The following is an 18,011-nucleotide window of genomic DNA, read 5'->3' as shown; positions in this document are numbered from 1 at the left end:
ACGAAGAGAGCATGGCTAAAAAATACGATGAGAGTACCGTTGTATCCCTAGACGCGCTGGCGCATATCCGTCTGCGCTCAGGGATGTATATCGGCCGTCTCGGCGACGGTTCGCATCCTGACGATGGGATCTATGTCATGCTCAAAGAGGTCATCGACAACGCTGTCGATGAATTCATCATGAGGAATGGGACAAAGATCGTCATCGAGCTAAATGAGAAGACATCGACCGTCTCAGTCCGCGACTGGGGTCGGGGGATTCCGCTCGGTAAGGTGATCGAGTGCGTCAGCCAGATTAATACTGGTGCAAAGTATAACGATGATGTCTTTCAGTTCTCCGTCGGATTAAACGGCGTTGGAACAAAGGCTGTCAATGCTCTCTCCTCTCATTTTGTCGTTAGAAGTATGCGCGATGGCGAATTTGTCGAGGCGCGCTTTTCAAAGGGGATTCTTCAAGATAAGAAGAAGGGAAAGACGAAAGAAGAGAATGGCACCTGGGTAGAGTTCACTCCTGATAGTGAGATCTTTAAGAAGTTCGCCTTCCAGAAAGAGATGATCATCAAGAGACTCTGGCACTACGCCTATCTCAATACTGGCCTTACTCTGATTTTCAATGGGGAGGAGATCCGTTCTGAAAACGGGCTTCTCGATCTTCTCAATGAAGAGGTCAAAGAGGATCGCCTCTATGAACCTCTGCACTACCGTGGCAAAAATGTCGAGTTCGCCTTTCTCCACTCTTCAAGTTACGGAGAGACCTACTTCTCATTCGTAAACGGTCAGTACACCCAAGATGGTGGTACCCACCTTTCAGCCTTCCGAGAGGGGATACTGAAAGGGGTTAATGAGTACGCGAAGAAGAACTTTCAAGGGGTGGATGTACGAGAGGGGATCGTTGGGACTATTCTGATTAAAGTGAAAGATCCCGTCTTCGAATCTCAGACCAAGAACAAGTTATCTAACAATGAGATCCGCGCTCCCATTGTACAGGAAGTTAAGGATGCTGTTCAAAATCTGCTTTATAAGCATGAAGAGACTGGCAAGAAGATTGTCGAGCGAATCTTATTTAATGAGAAGCTTAGAAAAGAGCTAGCAGCTGTAAAGAAAGAGGCAAAAGAGAAGCAGAAGAAGATCTCTTTCAAAATTCCGAAACTGCGCGATTCTAAATTTCATTTTGGCGATGGATCAAAAGAGGGAGAGAGGTCGGTGATCTTTCTCACAGAGGGCGAGTCCGCCTCTGCCTCGATTGTCATGACGCGCGATCCTCTTACACAAGCCGTATTTTCTCTACGGGGCAAGCCTCTCAACGTGCATGGAATGAAGCTGGAGCAGCTCTATAAGAATGAAGAGATGTACAACCTCATGTCAGCCCTCAATATCGAGGATGACCTATCCAATCTGCGTTACAATAAGGTGATCCTCGCCACCGATGCGGATGTCGACGGGATGCACATTCGCAATCTGCTTGTCACCTTCTTTTTAACCTATTTTGAAAGCCTTGTATTGAATGGACACCTTCATATTCTTGAAACGCCTCTCTTCAAAGTGAGAAATAAAGAGAGAACGATCTACTGCTACTCGGAAGAGGAGAAAAACAGGGCTGCCGAAGAGTTGAAAAGAGGGGTTGAGATCACACGCTTTAAAGGCCTGGGAGAGATCTCTCCAGATGAGTTTAAACAGTTTATTGCAAAGGATATACGTCTACTTCCCGTCATCATCCAAAATCTCTCAGACGTAAAACCGACGCTCGAATTTTACATGGGCAAGAATACCCCGGCTAGAAAGGCCTTCATTATGCAAAACCTGGTGAAAGAGAATGGATGATCTAAAGCACCAGATGAAGGATCACTTCGTCAAATACGCTTCATATGTGATCCTCGACCGCGCAATCCCAAACGTCGTTGACGGGCTTAAGCCCGTACAGAGGCGTATACTCGAAATACTTTGGAGACAGAGCGACGATAAGCTACATAAGGTCGCAAACATCGTCGGTCAGACGATGCAGCTGCATCCTCACGGAGACGCTCCAATCTACGAAGCGCTTGTCAGCTTAGCGAATAAGGGGTTTGTTCTAGATCGGCAGGGGAATTTCGGAAATATCTATACTGGAGACCCCTCCGCTGCTGCGCGCTACATCGAAACACGGCTTTCACCTCTTGCGAGAGAGACGCTCTTCAATCCCGATATCACAGAGAAGATCCCCTCCTATGACGGCAGAAATTTTGAGCCGGTCACACTCCCAGCAAAGATCCCTCTGCTGCTGCTCCAAGGCGCCGATGGAATTGCAGTCGGAATGGCAACGCACATCCTGCCTCACAACTTCACAGAGCTCCTCGAAGCTGAGATCGCCTGCCTCGAAGGTAGAAATTTTAAGATCTTCCCCGACTTTCCAACTGGCGGAATCATGGATAAGAGCCAGTATGATAAGGGAAAAGGAAAGGTAAAGCTACGCGCCAAAATCGAGATCAAAGATCCGAAGACTCTCGTGATTCGAGAGATCTGTTACGGAACCACAACAGAGAGCCTCATCCGCTCTATCGATGAGGCGGCCAAGAAGGGCAAGATCAAAATTGAGGCGATCAACGACTACACAGCACAAGAGGTCGAGATCGAGATTAAGCTGCCAAGGGGACAGTATGCGGAGGAGATCCTCGATGCCCTCTATGGATTTACCGAGTGCGAGGTCTCTTTAAACTCCCAAATCATCGTCATCAAAGATGATCTTCCTTGGGAGACGGACGTCCATGAGATTCTCTCTTACAATGCGAATAAACTCGTCGAGTTTTTAAAGAGAGAGCTCGAAATAGAACGCGACAGATTACAAGAGAAGATCTTCTACAAGACATTAGAGAGAGTTTTCATTGAGAACAGGCTCTACAAGAAGATCGAGACGGTAAAGACGCTCGAAGGAATCCACGAAGCGCTCCAAGAGTCGTTAAAGCCCTACCGAAGAAAGCTTTTAAGAGAAGCCACTCACGATGATCGCGAGAGGCTCCTTCAGATCCCCATCCGTCGCATCTCTCGTTTCGATATCGATAAGAATCAAGAGGAGATCTCCATACTCCAGCAGACTCAGCATGAGGTTGAAAAGAGCCTAAGAAACGTGAAGAAGTATGCGATTAACCACTTAAAGGCGCTTATTGAGAAGTTTGGAAGCCAATACCCCAGAAAGACGCGCGTCAAAGCAATCGAGGAGATCGACCGCAGAGCCATTGCGACAAAAGAGATCAAGGTGGGTTTCGATCCACAGGCCGGTTTTGTGGGAACGAAGGTCTCTGGACCCATCCAATTCTCTTGCACCAATTACGACAAGGTTCTCATCTTCTTTAAAGATGGCACATATAAAGCGATCAATATTCCGGAAAAGCAGTACTTTGAGAAGATCGCTTGGGTTGAGATCGCCGACAAGAAGACTGTTATCAATGTCATCTACAAGAATAAAGAGACCGATCAGGCGTGGGCTAAACGCTTCATCGTCGAGAAGTTCATTCTCGATAAGGTCTATCGCTACCTAGACGAAAAAACAGAGCTTCAGCACATCTCAAATAGCCCAGAAGCAGCCGTTGAACTCCACTTTGCTCCTCAAGCCCGCCAGAAGGTGCAAAAGCAGGTATTTGCACTCAAGAATGTTCTTGTAAAAGGAGCTCAGACGCGAGGCATCCGCATCGCGACACAAAAAGTCAAAAAGGTGACAAGAGCCGATTAAAACAGGCAAAGGGAGTGAAGTGCTCGCTTGCATAGGCTCGGGCTCGAGATGAGAGCTCTCTGCGCAGTGTAGGTGAGGAGGCGAGCCTCTGGATCGCCTCTGCAAACTCCACTGCCGTATTCGCAACGAGAAATGAGCGTCCCGCCTCCTGCAATAATCCATCGGCTCCTACGCTCGTCGTTACAAGCGGCACACCATGAGCAATCGCCTCCACTGTTTTGATCTTGAGCCCTCCACCTCCGTAGAGCATCGGATTAATTGCGATGTCGATTGTCGGATAGTAGCTGGCAAGAGAGGGGAAGAGCCTCCCTTTAGAGAGATGAGGAAGAAACGCGGAAAAGGGCGAGCAGAGAAAGGCTCCTTGAATCAGACACTTTTGAGAGAGAGGGCCTAGAAGAGGGAGTACAGCATCGTGAAACCACTGGATGCTATCGACATTTGGCCATGAGGGACCACCGAAGAAGCTGATCGATTCCACCTCCTCGCGAATTAGAGGCTCCACTTCTGGAACTACGGGGTGAGGGCAGTAGAGCAGCCTATCTCTTTCGATGTGCACCGCTATCTTTTCCAGCTCTTCTTTCTGCATAAAGATCAGTTTGTCGAAGCGGCGCATGCGCTCGATCTCCTCTTCAAAGGTGATGGCGCTGCAGGCGCGATTAAACTGCTGAAAGCTCGCAGCTCTTTCTGAGATCAGATCGTGCACATCAAGATAGAGGGGAGACTTAAGCCCCAGATCGACGATCCAGTCGAGATGCAGCTTCTCGACGATGATAAAGTCGTGCTCTACACGTTTAAGAGCGTCTAGGCTGCCCTCCTCTTCAAGATAGTAGAGAGTGAGCTTGCAGTGGTTTTGTAAGAAGTCGTGAAGCGCAGAGATCCTTGCATTTTGGCCAGTGCCCGCCTCCCAAAATGCGATATCTGTGACAAGGCCTACGTTTTTCACACGTTCTTCCTGCCGCCATCGATGACGAGATCTGCCACTGTTTTGCCCTCAGTAATCACCGCTTTCCTACCCACCAACCTTCCTGCCAATTCTCCCTCCAGTGATAGGATTTTATTTCCCATACATATTGATATGTCGTATTTTGGTCGCGACTATTTTACGACACATCGTATTCTGATCGGAGATAAGTCGTTATAGTTCAGTAATATAAGATAATTAAAATAAATATTTTATATGTTTAGAAGGTTGGCTTACTTGCGATGATGCCAATGCCTTCTCTCCCATCGAGACAGAGGGTTGGAATAGTTTTGCGCCGATCGATGTATTCGACCTTTTCAACAAGAAACCCCGCCGACTCTAGAGCCTTTCGAAGTGGTCTCTCATCCATCACATGTAAGAAGGGATTGAGATTGCTCGAAAGCCCTGGGGCATTAGAACCGTAGTTTTCTACATACCCTGGCCACGAGATGCCATCTGCCCACCTCTCTTCGTAGACGGAGACAAACTCGGTTATATTTCCTTGATAGGGTGTAGAAGTAACAATAAAGAGTTTACCTCCAGGAGCAAGCCAGCTGAAGATCTTCTTCAGTCCCTCTTCGATCTCTTCTCCGCGAAGGAAGTGGAAGACCCTGCATATAAGAACTCCTCCAAGGCTATTAGGCTTAAAATCAAGCTCTTGTGGAAAGCGCTTCTGATTTAGATAGAGGCGCTCTCGATTTTTTTTATCGACCTGCTTTTGGAGAATAAGAAGATTTTCTGAGCCGATATCATCAGCGATTACTGCGCAAGTAGAGTGGTCGAGCGCTGGGAGTGTCGCAACGCCATAGGCGGCTCCAATATCTAAAACAGGGTAAGAGCTTGTCTTAGCAAATTCGATAAAAGCGCTGCTGATCGGGTCTAAGTGAATTAACATAAACCCTCCGCCAAAATTCAACGTCTTCACAAGACCAGAAGGGGAAGCTGGAGGTATCTCCAGATCTCTACTCAACGCATCGAGTTTTATATCCGTGGCACAAACTCCGTAAGGGTGTTCTGAAAAGGGTAGTTCAGCAGCGTTCCCCTGAAAAGAAAAAGTAGAAGCGATTACTGATAGCAATATGTAAGATAGTTTCATTACAATTCTCCCAAACGAGTAAGTAAAGATGAAGACGATTGAAACACAGAGGCTGATTTTACGGGAGTGGAAACCGGAAGATTTAATTCCTTTTGCTGAGATCAATCAAGATCCTAAAGTCATGGAGTGTCTTCTAAAACCTCTCACTCTAGAAGAGAGTGCTGCAATGATGGAGAGGATGCAAAATCATTTTAAAGAGCACGGTTTTGGACCCTTTGCATGCGTTGTTAAAGAGACAGATGAGTTAATCGGGTTTGTAGGTTTATACGTACCAAACTTTGAAGCTCACTTTACTCCTTGTGTAGAGATCGGTTGGCGTCTCTCTTCAAAAGCATGGGGAAAGGGCTACGCAACGGAGGCTGCGCGCGCGGTGCTAAAGGCCGCTTTTGGGGAGTACGGACTTCGGGAGGTTGTCTCCTTCACTGTTCCAAAAAATTTGAGATCGATTGCAGTCATGGAAAAGATCGGAATGAAGCGCGATATGAAAGGGGACTTTCTCCACCCCAAAATTCCTGCAGGACATCCTCTACACCAGCACATTCTCTATCGCATCACCAGAGACGAGTACAATAAACAATTTGGGTGATCAAAATTTTTGATAGCTGATATAACTCAACAGCAAAAAGGAGTTTTTTATGGAGTGTATGCCAAAAGTAGGTGAATTCTGCTGGACAGAGCTTGCAACATCAAATCTTCAAGCTGCAAAAGACTTTTATGGCAAGACTTTTGGATGGAAGTTCATCGATAAAGAGATGGGTGATGGAACCTATACGATGATCAAACGAAGCAACAAAGAGTTTGGCGGGATCTGGTCTATCCCAAAAGGGAAAGAGAAAGAGATTCCTCCCCACTGGATGTCCTACATTCTGGTTGAAAATCTAGACGAGTCGCTGGAGAAGGCGCGCAAAAACGGTGCCTCGATAGTCAAGCCCGCCTCAAAAGCTGGGGATTTTGGCCTTTTTGCTGTGATTGCAGATCCAACAGGAGCCTGTGTAGCTCTCTGGCAACCATTAAAGTGCTAAATTAAATGTCTGATGAGCTGGAAGATAAGGTCGTAGCTTACAAAGAGCTCTCTAGGCAGATCAATGAACTAGAGAGGCAGCGAAAGGCGCTCGGTGCAGAGATCTTGCCTATGCTTCCGAAGGATGCAAAAACTTTCTATATAGCCGACTACCGCGTCCAGCGCTACGCGAGGCTATCTATTAAGATCTCTCTAGAAGATGCAAAGATGTTTAGCGCCACCAAGGTGGAAGAGGTCGTAGATAAAGCAGAGATCAAACGCTTGCACAAGTTAGGACACACCCTTCCCGATGTGCAAGAGATAGAATCGCTCATGATTTTGCATTCAAAGAGAGATAAGGCGGCTTCAGAAGAACTTCCTGCTGAGACCCACTAAAAGAATGAGGCAGGCGAGAAGCATTGACACGCCTCCAAGAATTAGAGGAATGCCATAGCTCAAATTTAGGAGCCCTCCTCCCAAAAATGGAGTGATGGCAAAAGCGAAGGCTTGGAGGGATTGAAAAACTCCCAAAGTTTCACCCTGCTGATCCGGCGAGGTTAAATCTGAAACGATTGCAGTTCCGATTGGAAAAATCAGTGCAATCAGAAACTGCTGAATGCCGATGTTGACCCAGTAAGATTCGATCTTTGCGCCGATTAAAAGGAGAAGGAAGAACCCCAGAGCTCCTAGAGAGCCGAAGAGAATAGTAGAGGCTTTAAATCTATTCAGAATTGGCCGAATAAGCACACCGCTGCTCACGACGTAAACGAGAGAGCCGAAGGCGTAGAAGTTGCCAATCTGTGATACGTTCAACCCGTAGTTCTTGATCCATGTTACTGGAATAAACTCCCAATAAAACGACCAGCCAAAGCAGAAGATAAAAAAGACAGAAAATATGATGCGAAATTTGGGAGAGAGCGTGGTCTTCCAGAGATGGTGCAATTGAGCTGCAAAGCGGACCGCGCTGCGCTTCTTCTCAACCAGAGTCTCAGAGAAGAAGAGGGTGATTAAGATGTAGTTTGCCACCGTCAAAAAACCCGCAAAAATAAAAGGGATCTCAAAGCCTGAGCTAGATAACTTTCCTCCAACAAACGGCCCTACAGCGAACCCGATTCCATTTGCCATTGCGACGAGTGCAAAATTCTTTGTTTTCACAGTTTTAGAGCTAAAATCGGCAATGGAAGAGTTGATGACTGCGATGTTTCCCGCTCCGATTCCCGTTGCAATGCGCCCGAGGATGAGAAGAGAAAAAGATCTCTGCCAAACCCCCAGTACAGATAAAAGAGCGCCAACAACGATGAGCAGAGTTGTCATCTGCATGACGGGCTTGCGCCCCTTGCGGTCTGAAAGTCCTCCAATAAAAGGAGAGCTAAAAAATTGGGCGAGAGGGCATGCGGCGAGAAGGATTCCTAAAAGAAGACCTCTTAGCGCGTTTGAAGCTGAACCGAGAAAGATCGCATCTTGATGAAAAATAGAGGAGGCGAAAATGGGATAGACAAGACCGTAGCTCATCCAGTTGAGGAAGGCCCCAAAGCAGAGGACAAAAAGAGAGATTGCAATGAGAGGCTTGGGCTTTGACATATACTCTCCTAGAAATAAGAGAGAGGCGATTTTAATTCTACTTTCACGAAAAAATAAAAACGGATACCTTCCAAAAAAAATTGGAAGGAGAAGATTATGAAGATATTAGACCTCTTTCGAAATTCGCTTTGTTCGGAAAAATTGAGGATTTTTGTGCAGATTTGCCGCAAAATTTTGAGAGCATGTGTAAACACATGGTCGAAAAATTTTGTGGCAAAGATGCCAAAAAGACCAATTTTAACGAGCAAATGGAGTTTCGAAAGAGGTCTATTACTGCTTCTGCTGACAACTGCTAGCTTCACCTCACTCTGTGCTGCTGCTACACCACCGAAGCCCTCTGATGCAAAGGCCCTTGGAAAAGAGCTGATGAGCAACCTGCCTGGGATATTTTCTCTCGATCAAGATAACAAAGAGAGGGTGGGAAGTTATGAGGTGCCAGCTCTCCGAAATGGAAACTGGGTCCTCAGAGCGCAGCCGATACCACTTGTAGATAGTTTCTCAGAGCAGACGGGTGCGGTCACAACGCTCTTTGTGAAAGTGCAGGATGAGTTTGTGAGAATTTCTACTACCGAGCCAGGCGAGAAGGCTGGCGCCGCTCTATCCCACTCTCATCCCGCCTACAAGAAGATGATCGGAGAGCTGCGCTACACCGATAAGGTCACCCTAGCTGGTAAAGAGTATATGGCCGACTACGACGTCTTCCGCGATAGACAGGGAAGAGTGATCGGCGCCTACCTCGTCGCGATCCCCATCGAAAAATAGCTATTTACGCATGCAGGCGCGCGCGACTACCCAGATTGCCGCCAGTCCGAAAGAAGTATAGAGAAGGTGCTGAACCATGGGCATGGTAATAAACACCCACATGAGCCCATTGAAGTCGGCGACACCCACCGTTCCCCAGTTTAACCCAGCAATAATTAAGAGAGCCTTTGCAATGCCATCCACTATCTTCATACTACCTCTACATTTTCTCTAGAGATAATAGGTAAGGGTGTGGATGTCAATTACAAGTTTATTCAGCCTCATTTTGGTCGGAGGGAAGTGGCTTATGATCCCAAACAGAGCAGATGGTTTTTTTGCTATTAATCTCATATTTAGAGATGCAGCCCTCAGCTTTAAGAAAATCTAGCGCTATCTCTACGAGGCTCTTGCCACCTGCAACCCGAGCATTCATCGCGTGTCTCATACTGGGGCTGTATGTAGAGGGAAACTCAAGAGGCCCAATATAAGTTAAGGAGTGGAATTCAAAGTATCCCTCTGAATTTCTCTCGTACGGGTCTCTGAGTTTATTAACTATGCAGTCGAGCACATCTTCCAACTTGATTGCTCTAGAGAATGTCTTCACTACCATCTCTTCATCATCTGGCTTTTCTAATACGGGATGTTCAAAGACGCCCTCCACAGGAGTCGTTAGATCTAGCTTATCTGCTGAAGGTAGAGTTCTCCATTCAAAGTAGGGATCGATCTCAACTATCTTTGCAGCTTCTGGCTCGATCTCCTTCTCTTCAGTTTTTACCTCTTGCTCAGGCTCAACTTCTTGCTCATCTGGTTCTTGCTCTGCGTGAAGGATCGACTTATCGTCCCAGACAAAGTATCGGTTATAGCTCTCTTCATCTCTTTCATATCTAACGATAATGCCTTCGTGTTGAAGCGCTTCAAAAACGATCTCCGCAAAATTTCTGCCATCGCCTCCCGTTGCGTTCACTGTAAATCGAAAGTCGAATCCAACTCTTGCAAGATGGAGATGATCGAAGGTAAATGTGCCACCTTGGTCATCATCGTTTCTGTAGAGTCCACACTTTAGGTAGCGAATGAAAGAATCGAAGACCTCTTCTAATCTTATCTCTCTCGTGAACCGTTTTTGCACACGAAACATGTTTTCAATCACTTCCGAAGTGAAGGTGCTTGGTACAGGAGTTGTTAAATCAAGCGCTGCAACTGAAGGGAGGCTTCTCCAGTCAAAGTTCTGGGTAGTTGGTACTTTAAAAAAGTCGTTGTAGGTGGAGCGCATGATCAGTTTCACAATAAACACGATGAGCGGGATCACAAGGGTAAAACAGAATGCTACTTTTAAAACGGTGGATAATGACCATTCGAAGGGCTCAGCATCGTAAATGTTTATTATGTAGTAATTAGCAGCAGAGGCAGGACCTGATTTGGGATCAACAACTGCAACTTTGTCGCTGAAAATACTGAAGAAGGCGTCCGCTTCCTGCAGAATCGCCTCTCCCCACGATAGCTGCTCCATCGGCCAGCGAAAGAGGATCGGCATTCCAAAAGTTAGTGCATCAGTCATGTTATGCTCTCATTGTTGTTGTTTTGTGACTTGTGGTCCCAGACAGTATACTGGTCATACTGGCTATCTTTCTCATACTTAACGATACAGCCCTCGCTTATGAGTGTATCAAAAACGATCTCAGCAAAATTTCTGCCATCGCTTCCTTTTGCATGAATTGCATATCGAAAGTTGCACCCCATGTTTGCAAGACGCAAATCATCGAAAGTAAATGTGCCACCCTGATCGTCATCGTTCCTATTGTACTCAGATTTCAGGTAACGAATGGAATAATCGAACACCTCTTCTAATATTACTCGTGAGGTGAACTGCTTCAGCTCAGCTCTGCCATTCTCAAATACTTTTCCGGTGTATGTGCTTGTTACAGGCGTTCTTAAATCAAGCGCTGCAACTGAAGGGAGGCTTCTCCAGTCAAAGTCTCGATCAATAGTGACTTTTTTAGGCTGGGAGTGCTTCTGTTCTCCTTTAGCAGATCCAGAAAGTAATATAAAAGAGTCTTCATAGTGAGTGCGCATCGCAAGTTTCACGATAAACACGATAAGAGGGATCACAAGGGTAAAGCAGAAAGCTACTTTCAAAACGGTAGAGACAGACCACTCGAAGGGTTCAGCATCTTCTATTTTTATAGGCCAAAATCCATCGGTTATCTTGGTGGTATCTACAACTGCAACTTTGTCGCTGAAAATACTGAAGAAGGCGTCTGCTTCTTGCAAAATCGTCATTCCCCAATCGAGCTCTTCATCTTCATCTAGGGTTTGAAAACGGATTGGTATTCCCAAAGTGAGTGCGTTAGTCATGTTTCCCTCTTAATGAGCTTTTCTGTTTTAAAGAAGATATATTATAACCAATTTTTGCATAAAAAACGCACAAAAAAGAGCCTCTCTTCGCTCGCTCAAAGAAAGAAAACACTTGTCTTCTTATTTATTATTTTAAAGGCCCTTCATAGCTATTAAATACTTCATTAATTTCTGTGACTAGAAGCTCGTCGTTGCAGCGCAGAATCACGAGGGTATTCCATACGCCCGCCTTTTCGGTATGGACGAGAAAGCGCACAACAACAGTTCGCTCGTCTTTTCCTGGGATAACATCAAGCGATTCAATGCTCCAGAACCCTACCTTTTCTCCTGTCGACAGCAGCTGGGGGAGAAACTTCTCCCGCCTTTCGAACCAGAGGGCGCCATTGACAATCTTTTTGCAATCAGGCGAGCAGAGGGATAGAACATCCTTTTCGTGCGAAAGATTCTGACTTGCACCAATGCGATTTAGGAGTGCGATATACTCCTGACCTACGCTTTTAACTGTTTTCACATTCTCTTCCTCAACTTGTGTGATATTGATAACTTGCGGCAGGGATAGATTTTTTTCGCCAGCTTGAAGAGAAGCAGAAACTAGCAAGCAGGCATGAAAAACGACAAATCTCATAGGGCCATCCAATTTAAAAAAATTCGAGGAATATTAAGAGAGAATAAGTTAGAAGAGAATAGGAAAATAAAAAGGCAGGGGAGTTATGAGTACAAAGGATAGTTTTGGGAATCCTCTCAGTGAAGGGGACTCTGTACAGGTTATCAAAGATCTAAAGGTAAAGGGATCTTCGATGACCCTGAAGAGGGGCACCAAGTTTAAGAACATCCATCTGACTGACAACGAAGAAGAGGTGGAGTGCCGCGAAGGTAAATCCACCATTGTTCTCAAAACCTGCTTCTTGAAAAAAGCCTGATATCCTGGCTCTGCGCAAAAATGCAGAGAGTATCGAGGCTTGTCTTAAATTCGCGTTTTCTCGTAATTTTTGCGCATGAAAAAAATATCTTTAGCATGCGCTCTGCTCACGAGCGCATCTCTTTTTGCAACAGACGCTCCTTCGCTGATCAACTCGTATAATCCGGCTGTTAAGGATGGCGCAAACATCTGGATAGCGGTGGACCTTCTCTATTGGAAGCCTTGGGAGCGAGCACTAGTTGCAACGAACAAGGCCTCCGATGTTTTTACTACAGATAACTTCACTAAAGCCCCTGTGATTCATCCCCATTTCGAATGGGACCTAGGCTACCGCGTAAGAAGTGGCTATCTCTTCTCTTGCAACGTCTGGGACGTAGAGGGGAGTTGGACCCACTTCGCCTCGCGCGTTTCTCAGCATCGTTCATCGCATGGAAGTGCATTCATCGGCATGTTCCCTATCTGGTCTCTTGCTGATGATGTGATGGCAGGTGACTATGTCTTCGAGTCCGATCTGAAGTGGAAGATCACTGTAAATCTGCTCGATGTGCAGTTTGGTAGATATCTGAAAGTGTTTCCGAGGCTTGAGGTGAAGCCCACATTTGGGGTGCGCTCTGCGTGGATTAAGCAGCACGGCGATATCACTTATGCTGGAGGAATGTTTTTAATTGGCATCTTGCAGCCAGGCGTCTCTCTCAATGGCACCGATTTTATCAAGATGGAGAACAACTACTGGGGCATGGGCCCTCGCTTGGGCCTTGCACCGAGAGTTATTCTAGGTAGAGGCTTTAGCCTAAACGCAGATGCGGCGCTATCTGGCCTTTACGGCTTTTTTAAGATCAGACAGAAAGAGACCTATCTCGACACCACCCGTTTTTCCAATCACGAGCACCTGAATCGTTTCCGCTGGATTGGAGATCTCGCTGCTGGGGTAGAGTGGAAGGCTCCTCTCTGCCAAGAGCGCTATGCTCTCACCTTCAAAGCGGATTGGGAGTACCACATTTTTTTTCGTCAATTTGAACTAAAAAAAGACGATTTTGACCTCATTCCCAAAAATCGAGATCTCTCTATGCAGGGCGTCACTTTTTCCACGCGCTTCGATTTTTAAACTTAAAGGATCCACATGAGAACACTTCTCCTCCTGCTCTCTACACTTTACATAGGAGCGGCTAATGCTCTTCCTGCGCAAGTGATCATCGTCCGGCATGGAGAGAAGAACACTGTAACTGGAGAGCTCACTGGTGCGGGCATAGAACGCGTAGAGGCGCTCTCTTCCTACTTAACGCAGCCAAATAACGGGCCCGGTTTTGTCGGGTTGGCGGGCCTTAGTAATGTGGTCCTCTTCAACTACGGCCTTCCCGCTGGCCTCTTTGCAGCCAGGCCTGTGCACCACTCCGATGACTTCACCGTCCGCTGTATTCAAACTCTTGTGCCAACAGCGTTAAAGCTTAATCTTCCGATTCATTCGCCCTACGGGCCAGGGCAAGAGCAGCAGCTGGTGCAGGCTATTTTCAATGAGCCCAGCTATAACGGGAAAAATGTCGTGATCTGCTGGCACCACACCTTCATCGCCGCACTGATCGAGGCCTTCGGATACACTCCACCCGCAGGCATTCTCCCCAACTATCCCAACCGCTTCGATCTCGTCTGGGTGATGACCTTTCCAGCGCCGGTTCCATCCGTCGTCCTAAACCCAATTCTGCAAGAGCTTCTCTTCGGCGATCCCACCACGTTTCCGTAACTTGATCCGAGTTGAAGTAAATTCTTGCGTGCACTCATAATAAAAAAAAATTATTCACGTTTTTTCAAGTGGAGCACATGATGCGTAGATTGGTCTCTATTTTCTTCTGCTTTCAAATTGCCTCTCTACTAGCCGTCTGTCCAACGCCACTTGCGCCGCTGCCCCAGCTTCCAGTGCCAGCTGTTGTTCCGCCTCCCGTGGCAACCTGCTCTACTCCAACGCCAGTTACTGTAACCGGCTACATGCCGATTACCTTTGTGAATAATAGCGGGCTTGCCGCCTCGGATATCTACATTTCCGTACTGGTAAATTCAAGCACGCAGTACCTTTCGTTCAGCGGCCCAACGCACAAGTTGGCAACAATATCCAACTTCACTCCAGTTACCTATCTTTCAGCTCCGCAGTACTCTTATCCATTAAGCTTCTTTGAACTTATTGCTCCAAATACCTACACCTTCTACATTCCGAATGATGGGAATAATGGCGTGCCTGGCAGCAATGTCATGACCTCTTCTAGAATTCTGCTCTCTTTGCAGCAGCCCTTGACCTATTTTATTAACAACGTAGGTGCTCTGGAGCTGCCTGCGGAATTTGATGCGACGAATGATAACTACTACATTCTGAATGATAAGATAGAGTTTGATTTGGGGAGTAATGCGCTCAATCGTCTGAATCTAAATCTTACAGGCGTTGATTTTTTTGGCCTTCCTCTATCTGTCCAAGCTAACTACATGTTCTTCTTCGGCAGCTCATTTACCAACGCTTGTGCTGTAACGGGTATGCCACCCGCTGTGAGTCTTGCAGACGTGTTTACGCAATATAACACGGCGTTAAACTCGCTCTCTTCTCCCTTTAATGGATACTGGCAGAGCTTGATAGCGACCTACACCAATCCTCCCTCGTCTGGAGGAGCTGTTTGCAATCTGCGAATCTATGCACCGGCAACTGCGATGGGAAGCACTCAGACTCAGTCCAATCCAAGCATGGTTACCTTTCCTACAAACTACTTTCTGAATACAGCTTCTTCCAACCCCGCCTGTACCTGGTTTAACGCGGTCTGGAGTGGTAAAACGCAGTCGGGAGCACAGGCCTTTTATCAGCAGAATCCAACACCTTATCTTGTTCTCGATGCGACGACAGCTGCCGGTGCTGCAACTGCAAAAGGGTGCGAGGTCGGTGACGGGAGCTTTAGATTTTCGATATCGGGCGGTCCTGACGCAGGAAATGTAATTATTTTTCCTTCTCCTACAAGCTCAAAGGCGTTTTTCACAGGTGCTGTAAGCGATTATGAGCCAGCAATTACCGGGAACGCATCAGCTGCGACGATGGCACAGGTGTTCAAGGTCTTTGCCACGTCCATTATTTCGGGATTTTTTCCCATTAATTGCCAGTATCCAACCCCGATTACAATAACTAACACCTATGTGCAGAACAACTCCTCCAACTACTTTCAGAACAATTCTAGATTGGACGGCCTGTTAACTAGCTGCCCATGCGTGGACAACACTCCCTGGTATGATTTCTACTCTCGCACTCTGCTGACGATCGGCACACCCAATATTTTTTATACCTCTGCCTACTCCGATTTTTTGGGCACCGATGGGACAATTGTCATCGTCAATTTAGCCACGAACAACTCTGCAGCTACAATCACTGTTAATCTGAACGATCTATCCACGGGAGTTAACTTCCCAGATCCCTACTCAGATACAGCCTCCTACAACATCACAGTTAATATCCCGAGCACAGTGACCGCGCTATTTGGGACGTCAGCATCAGGCCCATTTGGAGCGATTCCCCCAACTGCCAATGGAAATGCATTTTTCCTGCAAGTCACCTATAACTCTGGAGTCTATAACGGCCAGACATTTGTGACTCAGATCGCACCGCTGGCGCAAATTTACCATCCGATACTTCCAGGGCAGGGAGTTGTTCTAACCAATGGTACAAACACAACGGTAAACTTAGGCGCAAGCCCATGAAAAATATCTTCCTCTTTACAACTTAGAGGGCGTCTGCAAAGTCAGAGACTTTGATTTTTTAAGAGTTTTTGGCAGAATTTAAATTGTCTTTCGCAGGACATACTTGAGAAAGTAGGCCAAGAAAGACAATTTGAATTCCGCCGAAAAGACTAAAAAAGCATGTGTCTGCCTTCGTAGACACCCTCTTAAATTAAGGAAATAAAAATGCGTTTTAGAACACTTGCACAATCTGTTTTCTCAACTTCTCTTCTTGCTACTTCGCTTGTCTTAGGTGATCAGTCTGGATCTGGAGTAAAAGATACGAAGATGCAGACTGGGTACAACTCTCCGTGCCGTATCAGTGTGGATAGACCCTATGATTTTTTCCTTTCCGGCAGCTTTATCTACTGGCAGCCAATCCAAGAGAATATGCAGTTGGGAGTTGTCTCTAAGACAAGTTCTCAGGACCTGGTCAACGGCCATGAGATCGATTTGGACTTCGACTATAAGCCCGGATTTAAGGTGGGCTTGGGAATGAATTTCAGCCGTGATAATTGGGATACCTTTATCGAATACACCTGGTTCCGAGCAACCGAACATGTCCGCAAAAAACTCAATCCAAATAACACTCAGACCACCCTTCTTCCTGCGTGGCAGATCCCCGACTTTCTCAATCCCAAATACAGTTCGGGATCTGAAAAGTGGAAGTTGAGGATGGATCTAATCGATTGGGATCTAGCCAAGAGTTATAAAATTGGAACAAAGCTCTGTTTGCGCCCCTTCTTTGGCGTGCGCGCAGCACTCATCGATCAGAAAGTAAAAGTGGATTATGTAAACGTCACTTCTTCCGCTCTGCTGATTTCGCCCTCTACTTCCATTCGCCAGTCGTCTGATTCTTGGGGAGTTGGGCCAAGAGCGGGTCTGAGTTCTCATTGGAAGTTCTGCAAAAACTTTAGGCTGTTCAGCAGCGGAGAGGTAGACATTCTCTTCACGCAGTATGACCTAAAGAGTTCTCAAACGGGAGATCCAACCGTTGCAAACCGCTATATTGTGAAGAAAAATGATGCGAACTACTTAAGAACACACCTCGAACTTAACCTCGGTTTGGGATGGGGAAGCTACTTTGCAAGCGATAGATACCACGTCGATCTCTCAGCAGGCTATGGCTTTCAAGTCTTCTTCGATCAGAATATGTTCCGCAATACCAGCAACACTGATGCAGTTGGTAAGGGCACTTGGCCAAACGGTAACCTCTACATCCAGGGGCTCACAACCTCCCTACGCTTCGACTTCTAGCCGCTCTACTACCAAGCCGGGAGGGAGACCTTCCGGCCGTTCAAGAATACTTCATTATTAAAACAGTAGGCGTATAGAGTGAGATTTAGAATCAAAGAGGATTGCCATGGACACTACTCTTATGCACCCCTACTCTACCCACCTGGTTCCCTCTGTGGCTGCAGCTATCCATACTGGGATGCTCTGGCCTAACTCTTCGATTCTAGAACTTGGATGCGGCCACTACTCGACGCCGCTCCTTTCATCGATTGCTAAAGCGCAGGGAAGAAATTTTGAGCTAATCACCTCGGACCCTGAGTGGGCTAGGCGATTTCAAAATGATGCTAACGAACTGCACTTAATAGAATTTTCTACGTGGCCCGACTTCTCATTCAAAGGGGAGTGGGGCATGGTTCTTGTGGATAACGAAGAGCTTGTCATCGATAGATTTGCGCAGCTGTTCAAATTGAGTGAGAAAGCTAAGGTGATAGTCTTCCACGATGCAAATCGCATCGAAGAGCAGGGGATAAGCTGGGGTTTAATTCATACCATCTACCGGCACATCCATTTTTACGATCGCTACTCTCCAAAAACCGCCATCCTCAGCAACTACGTCGATCCGAGCCTCTGGTTTTAAAGCGATGAACAGCCTTTCGCCGCAATCCCGTTTCTTTAGGGCCGGGTC

General features: G+C 46.6%; 19 protein-coding genes. 12 read left to right on the top strand and 7 right to left on the bottom strand.

Annotation, left to right across the window (positions count from 1 at the left end; all coding sequences use genetic code 11):
- Positions 1 to 11: 11 nt before the first annotated feature.
- Together HYX48_06755 and HYX48_06750 are read left to right on the top strand one after the other, a co-directional pair.
- Positions 12 to 1,820, top strand: a complete 1,809-nt coding sequence (locus HYX48_06755) for a type IIA DNA topoisomerase subunit B (protein MBI2743599.1) — start codon at positions 12 to 14, stop codon at positions 1,818 to 1,820.
- The gene (locus tag HYX48_06750) at positions 1,813 to 3,702 is read left to right on the top strand and encodes a DNA topoisomerase IV subunit A (GenBank protein MBI2743598.1); all 1,890 of its coding nucleotides are present in this window, start codon (positions 1,813 to 1,815) and stop codon (positions 3,700 to 3,702) included. The genes HYX48_06755 and HYX48_06750 overlap by 8 nt, the downstream gene beginning before the upstream one ends.
- Here the strand turns inward: HYX48_06750 and HYX48_06745 are convergent.
- Both HYX48_06745 and HYX48_06740 read right to left on the bottom strand, forming a co-directional pair.
- Positions 3,677 to 4,645: a glycosyltransferase family 4 protein gene (locus HYX48_06745; GenBank protein ID MBI2743597.1), complete on the bottom strand. Its 969-nt coding sequence runs from the start codon at positions 4,643 to 4,645 to the stop codon at positions 3,677 to 3,679. The genes HYX48_06750 and HYX48_06745 overlap by 26 nt on opposite strands.
- Positions 4,646 to 4,883: 238 nt before the next feature.
- Entirely contained in the window at positions 4,884 to 5,759 is an 876-nt protein-coding gene (locus HYX48_06740; protein MBI2743596.1) for a class I SAM-dependent methyltransferase, read from the bottom strand.
- 28 nt (positions 5,760 to 5,787) lie between these two features.
- Between HYX48_06740 and HYX48_06735 the strand changes: the two genes are divergently transcribed.
- From HYX48_06735 to HYX48_06725, 3 genes are read left to right on the top strand one after another with little or no spacing between them, the layout of a single operon-like run.
- Positions 5,788 to 6,345, top strand: coding sequence for a GNAT family N-acetyltransferase (locus tag HYX48_06735; protein ID MBI2743595.1), 558 nt, complete (start codon positions 5,788 to 5,790; stop codon positions 6,343 to 6,345).
- Between the two features lie 49 nt (positions 6,346 to 6,394).
- Positions 6,395 to 6,781, top strand: coding sequence for a VOC family protein (locus HYX48_06730; GenBank protein MBI2743594.1), 387 nt, complete (start codon positions 6,395 to 6,397; stop codon positions 6,779 to 6,781).
- 5 nt (positions 6,782 to 6,786) lie between these two features.
- Complete coding sequence (locus HYX48_06725) at positions 6,787 to 7,155, top strand: hypothetical protein (protein MBI2743593.1); 369 nt, start codon at positions 6,787 to 6,789, stop codon at positions 7,153 to 7,155.
- Here the strand turns inward: HYX48_06725 and HYX48_06720 are convergent.
- Positions 7,126 to 8,340, bottom strand: a complete 1,215-nt coding sequence (locus HYX48_06720; GenBank protein ID MBI2743592.1) for an MFS transporter — start codon at positions 8,338 to 8,340, stop codon at positions 7,126 to 7,128. The two genes, HYX48_06725 and HYX48_06720, sit on opposite strands and share 30 nt — an antisense overlap.
- Positions 8,341 to 8,559: 219 nt before the next feature.
- Here HYX48_06720 and HYX48_06715 point away from each other — a divergent pair, with 219 nt between their 5' ends.
- Positions 8,560 to 9,102 (top strand): Cache 3/Cache 2 fusion domain-containing protein, encoded by a 543-nt coding sequence (locus tag HYX48_06715; GenBank protein MBI2743591.1) that lies wholly within the window; start codon positions 8,560 to 8,562, stop codon positions 9,100 to 9,102.
- On the opposite strand, the gene HYX48_06710 is transcribed toward HYX48_06715, so the two are convergent.
- The 4 genes from HYX48_06710 to HYX48_06695 form a co-directional block, all read right to left on the bottom strand.
- Complete coding sequence (locus HYX48_06710) at positions 9,103 to 9,294, bottom strand: DUF378 domain-containing protein (protein MBI2743590.1); 192 nt, start codon at positions 9,292 to 9,294, stop codon at positions 9,103 to 9,105.
- Positions 9,295 to 9,352: 58 nt separating this feature from the next.
- Positions 9,353 to 10,636, bottom strand: a complete 1,284-nt coding sequence (locus HYX48_06705) for a hypothetical protein (GenBank protein ID MBI2743589.1) — start codon at positions 10,634 to 10,636, stop codon at positions 9,353 to 9,355.
- Complete coding sequence (locus HYX48_06700; GenBank protein MBI2743588.1) at positions 10,633 to 11,433, bottom strand: hypothetical protein; 801 nt, start codon at positions 11,431 to 11,433, stop codon at positions 10,633 to 10,635. Before HYX48_06700 ends, HYX48_06705 begins: the two co-directional genes overlap by 4 nt.
- A gap of 127 nt (positions 11,434 to 11,560) precedes the next feature.
- The gene (locus HYX48_06695) at positions 11,561 to 12,058 is read right to left on the bottom strand and encodes a hypothetical protein (protein ID MBI2743587.1); all 498 of its coding nucleotides are present in this window, start codon (positions 12,056 to 12,058) and stop codon (positions 11,561 to 11,563) included.
- An 85-nt stretch (positions 12,059 to 12,143) separates the two neighbouring features.
- Here HYX48_06695 and HYX48_06690 point away from each other — a divergent pair, with 85 nt between their 5' ends.
- The 6 genes from HYX48_06690 (at position 12,144) to HYX48_06665 (ending at position 17,963) form a co-directional block, all read left to right on the top strand.
- Positions 12,144 to 12,353, top strand: coding sequence for an alkylphosphonate utilization protein (locus tag HYX48_06690; GenBank protein MBI2743586.1), 210 nt, complete (start codon positions 12,144 to 12,146; stop codon positions 12,351 to 12,353).
- 75 nt (positions 12,354 to 12,428) lie between these two features.
- A complete protein-coding gene (locus tag HYX48_06685; protein ID MBI2743585.1) occupies positions 12,429 to 13,457 on the top strand; it encodes a hypothetical protein in 1,029 nt (342 codons plus the stop codon).
- A gap of 15 nt (positions 13,458 to 13,472) precedes the next feature.
- The gene (locus HYX48_06680) at positions 13,473 to 14,090 is read left to right on the top strand and encodes a hypothetical protein (GenBank protein ID MBI2743584.1); all 618 of its coding nucleotides are present in this window, start codon (positions 13,473 to 13,475) and stop codon (positions 14,088 to 14,090) included.
- A 77-nt stretch (positions 14,091 to 14,167) separates the two neighbouring features.
- Entirely contained in the window at positions 14,168 to 16,072 is a 1,905-nt protein-coding gene (locus HYX48_06675; GenBank protein MBI2743583.1) for a hypothetical protein, read from the top strand.
- Between the two features lie 204 nt (positions 16,073 to 16,276).
- Entirely contained in the window at positions 16,277 to 17,347 is a 1,071-nt protein-coding gene (locus HYX48_06670; GenBank protein ID MBI2743582.1) for a hypothetical protein, read from the top strand.
- A 106-nt stretch (positions 17,348 to 17,453) separates the two neighbouring features.
- The gene (locus tag HYX48_06665; protein ID MBI2743581.1) at positions 17,454 to 17,963 is read left to right on the top strand and encodes a hypothetical protein; all 510 of its coding nucleotides are present in this window, start codon (positions 17,454 to 17,456) and stop codon (positions 17,961 to 17,963) included.
- Positions 17,964 to 18,011: the final 48 nt, after the last annotated feature.

The sequence above is a fragment of the Chlamydiales bacterium genome (assembly GCA_016185065.1).
Lineage (GTDB): Bacteria > Chlamydiota > Chlamydiia > Chlamydiales > Rhabdochlamydiaceae.
This window is presented reverse-complemented; position numbering and strand designations above follow the sequence as displayed.

Bases quoted from the DNA above. Each gene is read 5' to 3' on its own strand.
- HYX48_06680 (MBI2743584.1), top strand. From the start codon at position 13,473: ATGAGAACACTTCTCCTCCTGCTCTCTACACTTTACATAGGAGCGGCT.
- HYX48_06690 (MBI2743586.1), top strand. From the start codon at position 12,144: ATGAGTACAAAGGATAGTTTTGGGAATCCTCTCAGTGAAGGGGACTCT.
- HYX48_06700 (MBI2743588.1), bottom strand. From the start codon at position 11,433: ATGACTAACGCACTCACTTTGGGAATACCAATCCGTTTTCAAACCCTA.
- HYX48_06735 (MBI2743595.1), top strand. From the start codon at position 5,788: ATGAAGACGATTGAAACACAGAGGCTGATTTTACGGGAGTGGAAACCG.
- HYX48_06740 (MBI2743596.1), bottom strand. From the start codon at position 5,759: ATGAAACTATCTTACATATTGCTATCAGTAATCGCTTCTACTTTTTCT.
- HYX48_06715 (MBI2743591.1), top strand. From the start codon at position 8,560: ATGCCAAAAAGACCAATTTTAACGAGCAAATGGAGTTTCGAAAGAGGT.
- HYX48_06675 (MBI2743583.1), top strand. From the start codon at position 14,168: ATGATGCGTAGATTGGTCTCTATTTTCTTCTGCTTTCAAATTGCCTCT.
- HYX48_06710 (MBI2743590.1), bottom strand. From the start codon at position 9,294: ATGAAGATAGTGGATGGCATTGCAAAGGCTCTCTTAATTATTGCTGGG.
- HYX48_06725 (MBI2743593.1), top strand. From the start codon at position 6,787: ATGTCTGATGAGCTGGAAGATAAGGTCGTAGCTTACAAAGAGCTCTCT.
- HYX48_06755 (MBI2743599.1), top strand. From the start codon at position 12: ATGGCTAAAAAATACGATGAGAGTACCGTTGTATCCCTAGACGCGCTG.
- HYX48_06705 (MBI2743589.1), bottom strand. From the start codon at position 10,636: ATGACTGATGCACTAACTTTTGGAATGCCGATCCTCTTTCGCTGGCCG.
- HYX48_06720 (MBI2743592.1), bottom strand. From the start codon at position 8,340: ATGTCAAAGCCCAAGCCTCTCATTGCAATCTCTCTTTTTGTCCTCTGC.
- HYX48_06665 (MBI2743581.1), top strand. From the start codon at position 17,454: ATGGACACTACTCTTATGCACCCCTACTCTACCCACCTGGTTCCCTCT.
- HYX48_06670 (MBI2743582.1), top strand. From the start codon at position 16,277: ATGCGTTTTAGAACACTTGCACAATCTGTTTTCTCAACTTCTCTTCTT.
- HYX48_06685 (MBI2743585.1), top strand. From the start codon at position 12,429: ATGAAAAAAATATCTTTAGCATGCGCTCTGCTCACGAGCGCATCTCTT.
- HYX48_06750 (MBI2743598.1), top strand. From the start codon at position 1,813: ATGGATGATCTAAAGCACCAGATGAAGGATCACTTCGTCAAATACGCT.
- HYX48_06730 (MBI2743594.1), top strand. From the start codon at position 6,395: ATGGAGTGTATGCCAAAAGTAGGTGAATTCTGCTGGACAGAGCTTGCA.
- HYX48_06695 (MBI2743587.1), bottom strand. From the start codon at position 12,058: ATGAGATTTGTCGTTTTTCATGCCTGCTTGCTAGTTTCTGCTTCTCTT.